Source organism: Limosilactobacillus viscerum, assembly GCF_947387525.1.
In the GTDB taxonomy this organism is placed as follows: Bacteria; Bacillota; Bacilli; order Lactobacillales; family Lactobacillaceae; genus Limosilactobacillus; species Limosilactobacillus viscerum.
Window position 1 is genome coordinate 41,743 of record NZ_CANDNW010000007.1, and the last position, 16,437, is coordinate 58,179.

12 protein-coding genes are annotated in these 16,437 nt (G+C 46.3%); 1 reads left to right on the forward strand and 11 read right to left on the reverse strand.

Going from position 1 to position 16,437, the window contains the following annotated elements; all coding sequences use genetic code 11:
• Window positions 1–133: 133 nt before the first annotated feature.
• Window positions 134–3,481: a DNA polymerase III subunit alpha gene (dnaE, locus tag QOS07_RS03560; protein ID WP_283587633.1), complete on the reverse strand. Its 3,348-nt coding sequence runs from the start codon at window positions 3,479–3,481 to the stop codon at window positions 134–136.
• A 119-nt stretch (window positions 3,482–3,600) separates the two neighbouring features.
• Between dnaE and QOS07_RS03565 the strand changes: the two genes are divergently transcribed.
• On the forward strand, window positions 3,601–3,804 hold the full coding sequence (locus QOS07_RS03565; protein WP_283587634.1) for a YjzD family protein: 204 nt from the start codon (window positions 3,601–3,603) through the stop codon (window positions 3,802–3,804).
• A 57-nt stretch (window positions 3,805–3,861) separates the two neighbouring features.
• Here QOS07_RS03565 and pepT read toward each other — a convergent pair whose 3' ends face one another.
• The 10 genes from pepT to era form a co-directional block, all read right to left on the reverse strand.
• Window positions 3,862–5,112 (reverse strand): peptidase T, encoded by a 1,251-nt coding sequence (gene pepT / locus QOS07_RS03570; protein ID WP_283587635.1) that lies wholly within the window; start codon window positions 5,110–5,112, stop codon window positions 3,862–3,864.
• Window positions 5,113–5,126: 14 nt separating this feature from the next.
• Entirely contained in the window at window positions 5,127–5,957 is an 831-nt protein-coding gene (locus QOS07_RS03575; RefSeq protein WP_283587636.1) for a Nif3-like dinuclear metal center hexameric protein, read from the reverse strand.
• Window positions 5,954–6,649 (reverse strand): tRNA (adenine(22)-N(1))-methyltransferase, encoded by a 696-nt coding sequence (locus QOS07_RS03580; RefSeq protein WP_283587637.1) that lies wholly within the window; start codon window positions 6,647–6,649, stop codon window positions 5,954–5,956. The genes QOS07_RS03575 and QOS07_RS03580 overlap by 4 nt, the downstream gene beginning before the upstream one ends.
• 202 nt (window positions 6,650–6,851) lie before the next feature.
• Window positions 6,852–8,036, reverse strand: coding sequence for an aminotransferase class I/II-fold pyridoxal phosphate-dependent enzyme (locus QOS07_RS03585; protein ID WP_283587638.1), 1,185 nt, complete (start codon window positions 8,034–8,036; stop codon window positions 6,852–6,854).
• Between the two features lie 166 nt (window positions 8,037–8,202).
• Window positions 8,203–9,345 carry an RNA polymerase sigma factor RpoD gene (rpoD, locus tag QOS07_RS03590; RefSeq protein WP_283587639.1) on the reverse strand — a complete coding sequence of 381 codons (1,143 nt, stop codon included), beginning with the start codon at window positions 9,343–9,345 and terminating at the stop codon, window positions 8,203–8,205.
• 2 nt (window positions 9,346–9,347) lie between these two features.
• Window positions 9,348–11,222, reverse strand: a complete 1,875-nt coding sequence (dnaG, locus tag QOS07_RS03595) for a DNA primase (RefSeq protein ID WP_283587640.1) — start codon at window positions 11,220–11,222, stop codon at window positions 9,348–9,350.
• Window positions 11,223–11,362: 140 nt separating this feature from the next.
• On the reverse strand, window positions 11,363–13,438 hold the full coding sequence (gene glyS, locus QOS07_RS03600) for a glycine--tRNA ligase subunit beta (protein ID WP_283587641.1): 2,076 nt from the start codon (window positions 13,436–13,438) through the stop codon (window positions 11,363–11,365).
• 1 nt (window position 13,439) lies between these two features.
• On the reverse strand, window positions 13,440–14,438 hold the full coding sequence (gene glyQ / locus QOS07_RS03605; protein WP_283587642.1) for a glycine--tRNA ligase subunit alpha: 999 nt from the start codon (window positions 14,436–14,438) through the stop codon (window positions 13,440–13,442).
• 281 nt (window positions 14,439–14,719) lie between these two features.
• Window positions 14,720–15,505: a DNA repair protein RecO gene (recO, locus tag QOS07_RS03610; RefSeq protein WP_283587643.1), complete on the reverse strand. Its 786-nt coding sequence runs from the start codon at window positions 15,503–15,505 to the stop codon at window positions 14,720–14,722.
• A 21-nt stretch (window positions 15,506–15,526) separates the two neighbouring features.
• Complete coding sequence (era, locus tag QOS07_RS03615) at window positions 15,527–16,432, reverse strand: GTPase Era (RefSeq protein ID WP_283587644.1); 906 nt, start codon at window positions 16,430–16,432, stop codon at window positions 15,527–15,529.
• Between the last annotated feature and the right edge of the window lie 5 nt (window positions 16,433–16,437).

Consider the following 16,437-nt stretch of genomic DNA (forward strand, 5'->3'; position numbering starts at 1 on the left):
GTCTGCCATTTTTGCATCCCTCATTTGTACACTTGTATAATAGCACTTTTTAAAATTGGTGTCTGTAATTTTTGCTCAAAAGTTCGCAAGAAAACGCTACCAATCCAAAAATATTATTATTTCTCATTGTGCTTTAATTTTTCAGTTGCTGAAGAACAACATTAGCTTCACCTAAGATTGCCGTTAAACCAGCCTTTGTTTCCGCTGAAGCGTTCATCCACCGGCTTGATGGTTCAAGCAGTTTTGTGTCCGTATGCGGGTAGTACAGCAATACCGGAATATTACCCCGGTGTGAATACATGAACTGGTGCAGTTTGGTTGATACTGCTGGTTGATCATAATCCGCCGTTATCCGTAATACCCACCGCGTAGCTGGAATTAGTTTTTTCTGCATTGTAGAAGCACTTTGAATCGACTCAGCAACAACCTGCAAGCCGTGTCCTGCCCGCTCCTCAGTTTTCCCACTAACTACCAGGATTTTATTCCGGTCTAGCAGTTCTTGAAAGCGCTGGTATTGCTTAGGAAATACCGTAATATCAACAATCCCGCTCTCGTCTGAACCATTAACAAAGGCCATGGGGCGATGGTCCTTCTTGGTATAGATTGTCTTCACCCGGTTAGTAAAGATAATCAGGGTGACCCGCTGGTTTGGTTGTAAGTCGGTAACCCGAACTGCCTGGAGACGACTCGCTAATTGCTGGTACTGACTAACTGGATGGCCGGAGAGGTATACTCCCAGGTATTCATTTTCCTTTGCCAAGCGTGTCGTTAACGGGAATTCCTGCTGCCGTTCGATTGATGATTGCAGGCTGGGATCGTCTTCAAAGCCGGCCAGCATCCCCACCAGCTCAATCCCCGTCAGTAGTTTTGGCAGGCTATTGATCATTTCCGCCCGGTTATAGCCCAGCCCATCAAAGGCTCCCGCATAAATTAGCGGGGCAATCACTTCTTCTTTCTGCCAGCGGTCAGGGAGACGGTTAATAAAGTTGCGAATATCTTTAAACGGACCATTTTTCTCCCGTTCACTAATCAAATCAGCGACGAAATCGCGGCGAACGCCCTTAACTGCCGTAAAGCCAAAGTAGATTTGACCATCCTTGGTACTAAAGTTCCCCTGGCTCAGGTTAATCCGCGGCCCATTAACCTTAACTCCTAATCTCTGCGCATTAGTTATGTGTTGGCGCAGTTTCGTTAGGTTGCTTTCAGCATTTAATAAGGACGTGTAAAACTCCGTTGGGTAATGGCACTTTAGGTAGGCCATTTCAAATGCCATCTTCGAGTAAGCAACGGCGTGTGACCGGTTAAAGCCATAGTTGGCAAACTGATCAATGTAGTCAAAGACCTGTGCGGCTAGCTGTTCACTGTACCCATTTGCACGCGCTCCGGCCATGAACTTAGTCCGCATGCTATCCATGGTCTGCCTCTTCTTCTTGCTCATTGCCCGCCGCAGTAAATCGGCCTCGCCAAGTGTAAAGCCCGCCATTGCTGACGCTAATTGCATTACCTGTTCCTGGTAAACCAGAATCCCATACGTGGGCCCAAGGATTGGCGCCAGTGAAGGAGCAGGTAGTTTAACCGCCTCGTGGCCGTGCTTGCGCGCAATAAAGTGGGCAATGTTTTCCATCGGGCCAGGCCGGTACAGGGCATTGACTGCCACAATATCTTCAAAACGGTCCGGCCGTAAACTGGTTAAGACATTCCGGATTCCACTAGACTCGAATTGGAAGACCCCATCCGTCATCCCCTGCTGGAATAGCTTCATTGTTGCCGGATCATCTAATTTAACCTGACGAAGGTCAAATTGTGGTTCCCGCTTTCGAATCAGCTGGATTGTATTATCCATAATTGAGAGGTTCCGCAAGCCAAGAAAGTCCATCTTTAATAGGCCTAATGCTTCCACCGTATCTTTAGGAAACTGCGTCATTAAAAGACCGTCACTGCCATTTTGCAGGGGTACAATCTCATGCAGTGGCTGTTCGGACAACACAATTCCGGCCGCATGAGTCGAATAATGACGTGGCAACCCCTCCAGCTGCTGGGCAACATTAAAGAGGAGCCGCAGCTTGGGGTGGTCAGTCAGTAAGTTTCTTAGTCGTTGTGACTCATTAACCGCTTGGCGCAAAGTAAAGTGAAGGTCTTTTGGTAGGGCATCCAGTAGTGATTCCGTTTCATAACGGGTCAAATCAAACACCCGACTGGTATCGCGAATTACCTGCTTAGCTGCCAGCGTCCCAAAGGTGATAATCTGGGCCACCCGGCGATGACCATACTTGTGGTGAACATACTGAAGAACGTCACCCCTGCGATTATCAGGAATGTCCAGGTCAATATCCGGCATCTGTGCCCGTTCGGGATTAAGAAAACGTTCAAATAAAAGATGGTATTTAAGCGGGTCAACTTCCGTAATTGCAAGGGCGTAAGCAACCAGCGAACCAGCTGCTGACCCCCGTCCTGGGTCGGTAGTGATTTTTGCACGGTGGGCAAAGTTCATTACATCCCACACAATCAAGAAATAGTCATCAAACCCCATCGCGTGGATTACGCCAAGTTCACGTTCCAAGCGCTGACGGTAGTCATCTACCGTGAATCCCTTGGCAAGCGTTCTTGTTTTCAACCCATCAACACATAGTTGGCGAAGGTAATCTGCAGCACTCAGTCCATCGGGAGTCGTAAAGTGCGGTAAGACCGGAGACTGAAATTTCATCTCTACGTTACACTGGTCAGCAATCGTTGTCGTCGCTTTAATTGCATCGGCTAGCCCCGCCTGCTGGTAATCTGCCACAACCTCTTTTTGCTCTGCTAGAAAATTAGTACCGGTGGTTTTAGCCTGCTCCTCAATTTCAGAAAGCTGAGCCCCTTGCCCAATTGCTTGCAGCGTCTTAGTCGCAAACAAGTCCGTTGGGTTAAGATAATCTACCGGATTGTTGGCCACTAGTGGTAAGTGGTGCTTATGAGCAAATTCTTGCAGTGAAAGGCGCTCAACTGAATCCATTTGAAGGTTAATCCCAAGGTAAAGGTTCTGCTGGGTCTGCACATTGTAAAACGAGCGTAGCCATTCCCCACCCTGACGCAAGAGATTAAATAAGTTTACCTGGGCCGGAATAATCACTACTAGGTCGCTCAAGAATTTAGCTAAGTCATCCAGGGCAAGTGGTAACTGCTCCCGCGTCCGCGTTTGGTGAAACGTTGAGAGGTCCATTAAGTTGCGGTAACCCTGTTGGTTCTTTGCCAGCAGGGTCAGCTTCAATGTGGTCCCATCAACGCCCGGAAGCCGGGTAACTAGTTGAAGCCCAATCAGTGGTTTTAAGCCCGCTCTCTTGGCCGCATTATAAAAATCAACGGCGCCGTAAAGAATATTCTCGTCAGTTAGGGCCAGTGCCGTATACCCCCGTTCAACTGCCGTTTGAACAAGGTCGTTGATTCGAATGGGGCTTTTAAGCAGGCTAAAACTGCTATGTACTTCTAATGGTACGTAATTCAACGATTGCCACTCCCTTCCTTAAAAATTATAACAAAAGATCCCCTAATTGATTATTTTTTACCCCTTTGTTTCTATTTTAGTTGTGTTAAAATAGTCATTATACAGAGGGGATGAAACTAATGAATGTGCTGTCAAAAAACATCATCGCTGCACTGTGGGGATTGATCCTTGCTGAAGTGTTAGCATACATCACTTCCCAACTTGAAGGGATGACACCAGACTATAAGTTAGTTGCAATTATCGGTGCTGTAATGGCAATCATCGCAGTTAATTGCGTTAATGCTATTACCGGTAAGGCCGATCCTGCTAAACAAGAAAAGTAAATTAAACTTTTTTCGTTAAAAATAACGGGTCACGAAATTTCGTGACCCGTTATTTTTTTATTTATGTTGCTTAAGATTCAGTTCATTGATTTTGAGCAAGACATCAACGGCCTTTTCCATCGTCTGCAGTGAAACGTATTCAAAGCGGCTATGCATGTTTTCACCACCAGCAAAGAGGTTTGGCGTTGGTAAACCCATGTAAGAGATCGTTGAACCATCAGTTCCCCCACGAACGGGATAAATATCAGGCGTAATGCCAAGTTCTTCCATCGCCTGTTTTGCTAACGCCACTACCTCCATGTGGTCCTTTAAGGCGTCTTTGAGGTTGTAATACTGGTCGTAGAGCTTCATCGTTACCCGCTTTTCACCTAGTTCAGTATTTAAGCAGTCAACCACCCGTTCAAGCATGTGCTTGCGTTCTTCGAAGGTTTGCCGGTCATGGTCACGAATCAAGTAGGTCATTGAAGCATGGTCAACCGTCCCATCAAACTTGTACAGGTGGAAGAAGCCTTCCCGACCGGCCGTCCGTTCAGCACGGTCATGGGCCGGCAGACTATCATGAAGGTCAATTGCTACCTGGATGGCATTAATCATCGTCCCCTTAGCTACCGCGGTATGGACATCCTTTCCGGCAATTTCAATTTCTGCCTGGGCCGCGTTAAAGGTTTCGTATTCCAGTTCCCCTAGCGGACCAGCATCAACTGTGTAGGCAATATCAGCCCCAAAGTCAGCAACATCAAAGTGGTCAGCGCCAGTACCGATTTCTTCATCTGGCCCCAGGCCAATCTCAATTTCGCCATGCTTAATTTCAGGATGGGCCATCAAGTATGCTGCCATTGTCACAATTTCGGCAACCCCCGACTTATCATCGGCCCCCAACAAGGTGGAACCATCAGTTGTAATCAAGGTATCACCCTGATACTTCTTCAGTGATGGAAAATCAGCAACCGTTAACTGGTACTTGCCATCCGGGTCAAGGTTAATATCTGAATGCCCATCATAGTTTTTCACGATTTGGGGGTTGACGTTGTGAGCGTTAAAGTCCGCGGTATCAACGTGGGAAATATAACCAATTTTGGGCACTTGGTAATCAACGTTGCTGGGAATCGTCGCCATCAGGTAGGAACTCTGCTTATTAATGTGAACATTTGTAAGGCCGAGGTCCGTTAATTCAGCAGCCAGGTCGTTTAAAAAGGCTGTTTCCTTGGGATCAGATGGGATGGTTGTCGATTCAGGGTTAGACCGTGTTTCAGTCTTAACATACTTTAAGAACCGGTCTAGAAGGCCGTCATATTGTTCGTTTGCCATTTAAATCGCTCTCCTTACTTTTTAACAATAAAGTTAAATGGATCAGTGTTAATACTATTTTCAATGATGGTAAAGTCCCAGCCATCATTTTCCGTTTGCCATTTCTTGAAAAGAAGCGCTAACTGGTGTTCACAGACCGCTTCAATGTGGTGACCAGGGTCAACGACTGTTAAGTGGTTGGCAATCATATCATGGGCAAAGTGGTAGCTTACATCCCCCGTAACATAAGCATCGGCACCGCACTTAACCGCATTGGTATAGAAGTCTTGACCAGCACCACCTAACACGGCCACCCGCTTAATCTTTTGTTGCGCATCGGCTAGATTAGTGACCAGGCGTAAGCCAGCCACATTAAACAGTTGCCGACAATGGTCAGCAAATTGCCGCGGCGTCATTTCCCCAGCAATGTTACCAACCCGTCCCATTCCAACTGGTTCACCAGTGATAGGGTCATTTCCAGCAGGAACCAATGGCTGGCAATCACGCAAGCCTAATTTTGCGGCTAGCCAATCATTCATTCCACCATTGGCAGTATCAAGGTTGGTATGTGCAGCATAAACGGTAATGTGGTGGGCAAGCAGCTTGGCATACATTGCATTTTGCGGGTTGCGGGTATCCAAGTCGCGGGCAGGGTGAAACATTACCGGGTGGTGGGCAAAAATAAAGTCGACTTCCTTATCAATTGCTTCATCAATTGTCTCTGGACGAACATCAAGGGTCGTCATCAGTCGTCTTAATGGCTGGTCAGGGTTGCCAACTTGTAACCCCACGTGGTCCCACTTTTCGGCCAGTTGTGGACTAGCAAATTGTTCAAAGCGGTTAATCAAATCTGTCCCCGTAATCATTTCAGTGCCTCCTTAACAAGCGCAATTCGATCTTTCAACTGGTTAATCCGGTCAATGGGTGGCTGTTTAGCATTCGCCATCTGTGTTAAAACCCCTTCTTGACGTTTAACATAGTCCTGCCACTTGCTGGTAAAAATCGGCCCCTTTTTTTCCAAAAGGAATGGACCGAACATCAACTCATAGTAACTATATGAAAATGGGACCGGTGAAGGTTCAGCGACAATAATTTCATAAATGTGGTCATCCTCTTCGACTAACTGTTCCGCCATGATCTGGTAATGGTTAGCTAGGAGCCATGACCGTAAGCGGTACTCGCCAACATTTGGTTGAAGAACTAGCCGCTTTACCCCTTTTAGGTGTTCCTTGCCGCGTTCTAAAATATCAGCAATCAGTGCACCGCCCATTCCGGCGATAACCACTGTGTCAACCTTATCCTGGGGCTTAATTGCAGCCAGGCCGTCTGCTAGGCGGGGGATAATCTGGTTAACCAGACCATTTTCCTTAATCTCTTTTTCCATGTTCTCATAAGGACCGGCTACCACTTCACCAGCAACGGCAAAGGAAATTTTCCCCTGCAAGGTTAAAGCTGCTGGCAAGTAGGCATGGTCGGACCCAATATCAGCCATTCGGGCGCCAGTTGGTATGAAGGCGGCCACCTGTGCTAGCCGTTTTGAAAGATGTTGTGCATCCACGATATCATTCTTCCCTTTTTAATTATTTCAAAGACAATTATACCAAAAGTAAGGGAGCGGTGATACAACCGGTTCGGCCTGCAACACGCAGCTAGTAGTTTGTGGCACGCAACATCTTATTTGAAGCCAAAAAAGGTCCTGTAACAAAACTGGTTTTTGTCACAGAACCCCACTGAATATTACGCTGTAATTACGGCATTCTTTATTCGAGCCCCTTAACAAAGGCACCAATTCGCTTTAGGCACTCTTGAATATCTTCTTCTGATGAAGCGTATGAGAGTCGAATATAACCTTCGCCACCAGCACCAAAGGCACTCCCCGGAGTTACCCCTACTTTTGCCTTTGTTGCTAAGTCACGGGCAAACTTTTCGTCATCATTGCCAAAAAATTGCGGAATCTTGGCAAAGATGTAAAAGGCACCCTGGGGAGTTGCCATGTCAAAGCCAAGTTTAGTTAAGCCATCAATTACCATATCCCGCCGCTTCCGGTAAGATTTACGGAAGGTCAACGGGTCATCAAGTCCGTTGGTAAGTGCTTCGGTTGCGGCTGCTTGAGTACTATCAGTAACCGTTGTTACCAAGTAGCAGTGCATCTTTAGGATACTCTTCATAATTTGTGCTGGTCCAGCAACGTAACCTAGTCGATAACCAGTCATTGCGTGCGACTTTGATAAGCCTGAAATTAAAATCGTCCGTTCTGGAATGAACGATGCAATCGAGTAGTGATCAACACCATAAACTAAGTCACTGTAAATTTCATCGGCAATCACAAATAAGTGATGCTTCTCAATCACTTTAGCGAGACTTTCCAGCAGCTCTTTTGGATATTCACGGCCAGTAGGGTTGCTTGGATAGTTGAGCAGAACAGCCTTTACCCCTGCTCCTTCCTTTGCAATAACCTCCTCCAAATGTTGTGGAGTTAAGACAAAGTTATCGGCGGAGGTGTCAACCTGCACCGCTGTTGCCCCGGTCATTGCAATTAATGGGAAGTACAGGGCAAATGCAGGGGTCGGCACGATTACCTTGTCGCCAGTGTTTAAGAGGCTAAACAGGGTTGCATCTAAGGCTTCAGTAGCCCCTACCGTAACTACCACTTCACTGTCCGGATCATAATCAACGTCTCGTGTCTTTTTCAGGTAGGCACTAATTGCTTGGAGTAATTCCGGCTTCCCTGCCTGGGGGGCATAATGGGAATCATCATCCTGGATACTCTTAATGGCAGCCTGTTTGACGTGTTCAGGAGTATTCATATCCGGTTCACCAACAGTTAATTTAATAATTCCGGGAATCTTAGAAACTTCTTTATCAAAAGCCCGAATTCCTGATGGCTTCAATGCTGCTAATTTATGGCTCACCGTACCATATAAATCTGATGATAATTCTGGCATATTCTTCTCTCCTCTTAAATGTCCCATGCGACTAATATGTCTTTAATTCTAATATTCACATGAAAATGAGTCAAGATTTTTCTCATTTTTTACTCATTTTATTAGCCATAAAAAATGAGCTAGGCAAAAACCTAACTCATTATTTTGCGTATTTAATTAGTAACGGCTATTCCAAGAAGTCCTTTAACTGCTTTGAACGTGATGGGTGACGAAGCTTCCGAAGTGCTTTTGCTTCGATCTGCCGAATCCGTTCCCGGGTAACACCAAAGACCTTCCCGACTTCTTCCAACGTCCGTGTGCGGCCATCATCAAGGCCGAACCGCAGCCGTAATACGTTTTCTTCCCGGTCGGTCAAGGTATCTAGGACATTTTCAAGCTGCTTCTTCATCATCTCATAAGCAGCATGGTCCGCTGGACTAGTTGCATCCTGGTCTTCGATAAAGTCACCAAGGTGGGAGTCATCCTCTTCACCAATTGGTGTTTCCAGTGAAACTGGTTCCTGGGCAATCTTCAAGATATTCCGGACCTTTTCAGTTGGCATATCCATTTCAGCACCAATTTCTTCAGGAAGTGGTTCCCGGCCAAGGTCTTGCAGCAATTGCCGTTGGATCCGGATTAATTTGTTAATTGTTTCAACCATGTGGACTGGAATCCGGATAGTCCGGGCCTGGTCAGCGATAGCACGGGTAATTGCCTGCCGGATCCACCAGGTAGCATAAGTGGAAAACTTAAAACCACGCCGGTAGTCAAACTTTTCAACCGCCTTCATCAAGCCCATGTTACCTTCCTGAATCAGGTCGAGGAATTGCATCCCCCGCCCAACGTAACGTTTTGCGATTGAAACAACCAACCGCAAGTTAGCTTCTGCAAGCTCTTGCTTGGCAACTTCATCCCCCTGTTCAATCCGCAGGGCGAGCTTTACTTCTTCGTCGGCGGTCAACAGGTTAACCCGACCAATTTCCTTTAAGTACATCCGAACAGGGTCGTTAATTTTAACCCCTGTTGGTGCAGAGGTATCCTTCATTGCCTTTTGTGACAGCTTTTCAGTTGCCTTCAGGGCCCGTAGATCAGGGTCACCATTTTCATCAACGACGCTGATACCTGCATCTTCAACGTTTTGCAGGAGGTTATCAATCCCATCAGCATTCAGTTCATATGGTTTGGCGAGTTTTTCCGTCAATTCATCATAGCGAATTTCCTTTTGCTTCTTGTAGTGACGGATTAATTTACCAACAGCAGTATCATACTCTTGTTGGTCAAAATTATCGCTATTTGAAATAACAAGGTCCTTCTTCTTACTCTTTGCCATAATTAATTAGTCTCCTCTGCTTTATACTGTTGTTGCTTTTTCAATAAGTTCACTAACTTAACCGTCAGCTGCATTACTAATTCATTATTATTCAACGCACTAGCTTCGTTTAATTCCTTTTTGACTTGCCCAATCTGGTCAGCCAGTGGGGTCTGGTGCATGATGATCCGCATACAGTCATCAATCACTGCCATTTGAATTGCTGGATTGACATTTAACTGCTCCACCTGACTGAGGGTCGTCCGCAGTTCATCTTCGCCTAGATAATTAAGAAAGTCCGCCACGGAATAGTCACCATGCTCAGTAAAGTAACTTGCTGCTAGCAGGTACAGTGTTTGGTACTTTTCGTGGACAAAGTGAAAACCATCTTCAGCGGTCACATGGGCCCAGGCCTCTTGGCTATGGAGCATGTAATACAAAAGCATCTGCTCCGCCAACTCGGTTCGACTCACCTTAACACTTGGCTGCTGAGCCGTCGCGGGAACGCGCTGTTGACTTGCTTGCCGTTGGTAGTTTTGGCCCGGCGTTGACGTCTTGATTCCCAATTGTGAACGAAGTTGGGTCAGCTGACTCATCAATGCCGCCTTATCAAGCGAAAATTCTTCCGCTAACTTTCCCAGGTACATATCCTGTTCAAGCGGGGCCGACACCCGCGCAATTACTTTCAAAACCTGGTCCAGGTAGTTAATCAATTCACTTTGGTTCTTCAAGTTATGGCCATTACGAAGAAAGCGCAGGTAGAAATCAACGGTTGTTTCTTCCTGGCTTGCCAGGTAATTTCTAAACTTTTCCGGCCCATACTGTTGAACATATTCATCAGGGTCAATGCCCGCCGGCAGCTGGACAACCCGCACCTGCATATTACCAGTTTGCTGTCCTTCAACCAGTTTGATTGCCCGGTCAATCGCATTTTGCCCAGCGCTATCACCGTCGTAGCAAATATTAAGCTGAGGTGCTATCCGCCGAATAATGCTAACCTGTTCTTCCGTAAAGCTAGTCCCCATAGAAGCAATTCCACTCTGCACCCCGGCACCAAATGCCGAAATAACATCCATGAACCCTTCAAACAGGTATAGCTTACCATCTTGCCGCACTGCCTTGCGGGCAACATCGAAATTAAACAGTGTCCGCCGTTTATTAAAGATTGGTGTTTCCGGACTATTCAGGTACTTTGGCAGGTCGGTATCCGCCGTATTTAGCAAGCGGCCAGAAAATGCAATCACCTGCCCACGACGGTTTTTGATCGGGTAAATAACCCGCCCACGAAAACGATCGTGGAGTTTTCCTTCCTGGTCCTCGACAAAAAGTCCTGACTTACGCAAAATTTGGTAGTCAATCTTTTGCTGGTCACAATATGCCTTGAGGATTTCCTTATCCGGAGCAAAGCCCAACTGAAACTGGTCGATTAGCTCCCGCGAAGTCCCCCGCTTAGTCAGGTAGCGCAGACCCGCCTCACCAGCCGGTGTATTAACCAATAGGTGGTGGTATAGCTGGGCAGCCTTTTCGTGGAGGTTAAGTAGTTGACCGGTCTCACTATTTACTGGTGTAGCACTTGACTGTTCACTACCAGTATTGGTGTACTGATCAGGAAGCGTAATCCCGGCATCCTTTGCAACGGCAGCAACTGCCTCGACAAAACCGATATGCTGATAATCCATTAAAAACTGAAAGACATTCCCACTCCGTCCGCAACCAAAGCAATGGTAGTACTGCTTTTCTTGGTTAACGGAAAATGACGGTGTTTGTTCGTCATGGAACGGGCAGAGGCCAGTAAAGCTCTTACCAGCCTTCTTAAGCTGAACGTAGCGGCCAATTACGTCAACAATATCAACTGAATTACGCACTTCGTCAATTACATCGCGCGGTATTTTCGCCATTGAACCACCCCACTTGTCAACCTGCGTACAGTAACGAAAGGCCGCAACCCAATGGAATGCGACCCTCCTTTACTTATCTAATCCACAATTCACTTAATATATATGATACCACAAGTCGGCAGTAAAACAATTAAAAAGGCCTACTTAACAATCAAATCGTTTAAGTTCCCCATAATCCGTGCCAGACGTGCCAAAATACCTAACTGAGCTAACCGGTTATTCCGAACCGCTTCATTCTTGTCCATGATCATGTTCTCATCAAAGTATTCGGTAATGACTGGTGAAAGTTCACGAAGGGCCGTAAAGTTTTCCGCAACTGTCCGGTCATCAAATTGCCCTTCCACGTCATTAACTGCATCGTAAAGTTTTTGTTCCGATGGGTTTTCAAACAAGTCTGGGTTAACTTCCTTAGCCGCGTTCTTATCACCCTTCTTGGCAATCCGAATTACTCGGGTGAGGGCTTCAATCCCGTCCTTAAAGTCAGGATCATCCTTGTGTTGATCAATTGCAGTAGCAGCTTCAAAGATTCCTTCGATATCATCATTTTGCGTATCAGTTACCGTGTCAATGATATCATGACGAAGCTTTTCGCCGCTAAAGAACTGCTTGACCCGGTCAAGGAAGAATTGCCGAACTGCGGCGATATTCTTATTCAGGTCGAAGCTTGTTTCAACATTGGCAGCGGCGAGAGCCTTAATAAGTGCTGGCTGAATTCCCAGCAGTGATAAGTGCCAGCCGCGGACATTGATAATCCGGACAATTCCAAATGCTTGCCGCCGCAATGCATATGGGTCGTTTGAACCTGATGGGATCATGTCAACTGCAAAGAAGCTCAGGATACTGTCAAGCTTATCTGCGATGGCCAAGATCGCACCGAGCTTTGATTGTGGTAATTCACCCTCAGCAGAAATTGGCATGTATTGTTCGCGAATAGCTAATGCAACATCATCCTTTTCACCAAAGATTCTGGCATAGATTCCACCCATGATTCCTTGCAATTCAGCAAATTCACCGACCATCTGGGTAGTTAGGTCAAACTTGTAAATGTGGGCAGCACGGTCCAGGTCAGCTAATTCATCATCAGTTAAGTTAAGCCGCTTACCAATTAGTTGGGCAATCACTGCCGTCCGTTGCATCTTGTTATACATGGAGCTGATCTTGTCATGGAAGCTGACCCGCTTGAGGCGTTCAACATATTGATCGATTGTCAGCTTTTGGTCTTCTTCATAGAAGAACTTGGCATCTTCCAGCCGTGGCACCAGAACCCGTTCATTCCCCTTAATGACATTTTCCAGGTGTTCCTTATTACCATTTCGTACCGCGATAAAGTTTGGCAGCAGGTTGCCGTCGTGGTCGCGAAGGTAGAAGAAGCGTTGGTTATCCTTCATTGAAGTGATCAATACTTCGTCTGGCAATACCAAGTACTTCTTATCAAAGGAGCCGGCAAAGGCAGTTGGCCATTCAACCAGGTTGGTAACTTCTTCCAGTAAGTCTGCATCCTTATCGATTACCCAGTTGTGTTCTTCAACAATTGCGTCAATCTGGTCAATGATTACTTGTTTCCGCTTAGCTGGATCAACGATCACAAATTCTTTGTACAATTCGTCAGCATAGTCGCTAGCATTTTGCAAGTCAATATTATGACCCAGGAAACGGTGACCACGGGTTGTCCGTCCGGCTTCAACATCAAGGATCTTAAATGGCACTACCTGGTCGTTAAGCAGGGAAACCAACCAGCGAATTGGCCGAATAAATTGAAGGTTATTGTACCCCCACTTCATTAACGTTGGAAAGTTCATGCTGGTAATTACTGCGGGCAAGTTCTTTAATACTTCAGTAACCGGCTTACCGGCAATGTGCTTTTCCACAAACACATATTCAACGCCCTTGACATCCTTAAACTCAATGTCATCGACACTTGCTCCCTGGCCCCGACTAAAGCCGATTGCGGCCTTGGTCCAGTTACCATCAGCGTCTTGAGCAATCTTTTTTGCTGGTCCCTTAACAGATTCGTCAACATCCGGTTGCTTGTCAGCCAAACCGGAAATCAGCAGTGCCAGCCGCCGTGGGGTTGCATATTCCTTGATTTCATCAAAGGAAATCCTTTCATCTTTCAGGTAGTCAGCCACCCGCTTGTGCAACTGCTTAATACTTGGCGTTACAACATGGGCTGGCATTTCTTCAACACCAACTTCTAATAAGTATGTGTTAGCCATGTTACTTATCCCCCTTTTGCGCTTTCTTAGCTTTCTTGGCAGCTTGTTTTGCAGCCCGCTGCTTAGCCTTTTCGGCCTTCTTGGTATATTCAGCTAACGTCTTTTGCCGTAGTTTTTCATCATGGATTAATGGGAAGCCCCGTTTGCGACGTTCTTCAACGAAGGCCTTGGCAATTGACTTTGCCATGATCCGAATCCGGTGAAGGTAACCTGCTCGTTCCGTAACGGAAACTGCGCCACGAGCATCTAGTAAGTTAAAGGTATGACTGCATTTCAAAACATAGTCATAGGCAGGGTGGACTAACCCCAGCTTAATTAACCGCTTGGCCTCGGTTTCATAGTTATTGAAGGCTGCTAAGAGCATGTCCTGGTTACTTTCTTCAAAGGCATACTTAGAATGTTCATATTCTGGTTCCTTGAAGATATCACCGTAAAGGACACCATCCGCCCATTCCAGGTCATAGACAGAATCCACATTTTGGATGTATTCGGCTAACCGTTCTAGGCCGTATGTAACTTCAGAAGCAACCGGGCTCATTGGCAATTCACCAACTACTTGGAAGTAAGTAAACTGAGTGATTTCCATTCCGTCAAGCCAGATTTCCCAACCAACACCGGCACAACCCATCGATGGGTTTTCCCAGTTATCCTCAACGAAACGAATATCATGTTCCAGCGGGTCAATCCCTAATTCCTTCAAACTCCCCAGGTAGAGGTCCTGGATGTTATCCGGTGATGGCTTCATAATCACCTGGAACTGGTGGTGCTGGTATAAACGGTTTGGGTTTTCACCATACCGCCCATCAGCTGGCCGCCGTGATGGTTCAACGTAGGCTGCGTTCCAAGGTTCTGGCCCGATTGCCCGCAAGAAAGTGTATGGACTCATTGTCCCTGCACCCTTTTCATTATCGTAAGCCTGCATCAACATGCAGCCTTGCTTTGCCCAGTATTGTTCAAGCGTAAAGATAATATCTTGAACACTTAACTTCTTCGTTGTCATCTGAATACTTCCCTTCATATAAAAATCCCTACAGTTACGGAGTTCGTAACTGCAGGGACGAGATTAATTCGCGGTTCCACCCTGCTTTTTTGCGTACGCGCAAAACAGCTTAGTTTAAAGCGGCTGCTAGAGTGCCAAACAACGATCCTTTTAACGGGGCTTTCACTTTCCCCCGCTCGCTGAATAAAAGATGACCGTCGCCCATCTCCGTCAATGCCATGGATATTCAATTTAGTGTTACCAATAAACACGTTTTATAATAGAAAAACTTTGCCAGCTTGTCAATCATCCAGGTTCAATTTTCCCATCTTTTGTTCCAGTCGGTGCATCTGCTGGATGAACCGTTTACTCTTCAGACGAAGGCCTACCTGGTCGTCATAAATGGTATCCAAGACTAGCTGGAGCCGTTGCTTGGTAAAATCATTGACCTTGATGTTATTTACCCGCTGGAGGTTAAGCCGGGCAAACTGTTGCAGATAGTAAACCGTTCGCCGGTCAAGGTGAAAACGTCGGTCATCCAAATACCAGTGCTGCTTGCAAAGCATTCCACCGTATTGTTCGGAAAAGTCTAGCAAGCGGTCCGCCCGTCCACAAATCACACAGCGATCCCAAGTTGGTGCAACCCCAAAGACATTCAACAACTGGGTTTCAATTACATTCGTCACAACTTGCTCATCTTGCCCACGATTGATTAATTCGAGCGCTGCCGCCACCTGGTTAAACCAGCCGCCAATTGACTGGTTATCCGGAAAGGCATGGTCTACTAGGGAAAGAATATATGTTGCATAAGCATTCCGGCTGAGGTCGCCAGCGATCCCATGATACTGGTGCGTTTCACTAGCAGTATTGATAAAGCTAAGGCCATCATCAGCTAACGAGCCAATATAAGTCCCGTGAGTAAAGGGAAGGATGTCACTGGCCATCTGAAAGCCCCGCTTCTTTCCATCACGAACGTAAAACATTGCTGGACCAATTTTATCGGTAAGCATTTTAATCAGGAGGTCACGCTCACGATAGTCGCGCCGGTAAATGATGATGCCACGAAAATCAGTCGTTTCTCGGGCCACACTACCGCCTCCCCTTTTTGCTTAGTAGTCCTTATTCCGGTAACCGTAATCCTTCAGCATTGCCGACTTGTCCCGCCATTTTGGCACCACTTTTACCCATAATTGCAGGAATACCTTATCACCAAGCAGGTGCTCAATATCTTTTCTGGCCATTGTCCCAATCTTTTTAAGCATCTGCCCCCGCTTGCCGATAATGATCCCCTTTTGTCCCGGACGTTCAACAACAATGTTGGCGGAAATATGAATATGTTCTTCATCTTCCCGCTTGACTGAAGTAACATCGACGGCCACCGAGTGGGGAACTTCATCCCGTGTCAGCATGAAGACCTTTTCCCGAATCATTTCAGCAATTACAAAACGCTCAGGGTGGTCAGAAATCTGATCATCAGGATAGTACTGGGGACCATTTGGCAACCCAGTCACTAATTCATTAACCAGTTCGTTCACGTTATTTCCCTGTAAGGCAGAGATAGGAATAATCCCCTTAAACGGCAGGGCATCTTTGTACTGTGCAACAATGTCAGGTAAGTCGTTAGGGTGAACCTGGTCAATCTTATTAACCACTAAGTAGATTGGTTGTTTGACCTGCTTTAAGCGCTCAATGATGAAATTATCACCAGGTCCCCGCTTCTCAGTTGCGCTAACTACGTACACCACTGCATCTACCTCATCTAGAGCTGACAGGGTTGAACGCTCCATAAAGTCACCCAGTTTAGTTGCCGGTTTATGGACCCCGGGAGTGTCAATAAACACGATTTGAGCTTCTTTACTAGTGTAAATTCCCTGAATCTTATTCCGGGTCGTCTGGGCCACGTTACTCATAATGGCTACCTTTTGCCCCACAATGTAATTCAGCAATGTCGACTTTCCAACATTGGGCCGACCAATTAATGCAACAAAACCTGACTTATAATTTGGATTATCCATTTTTT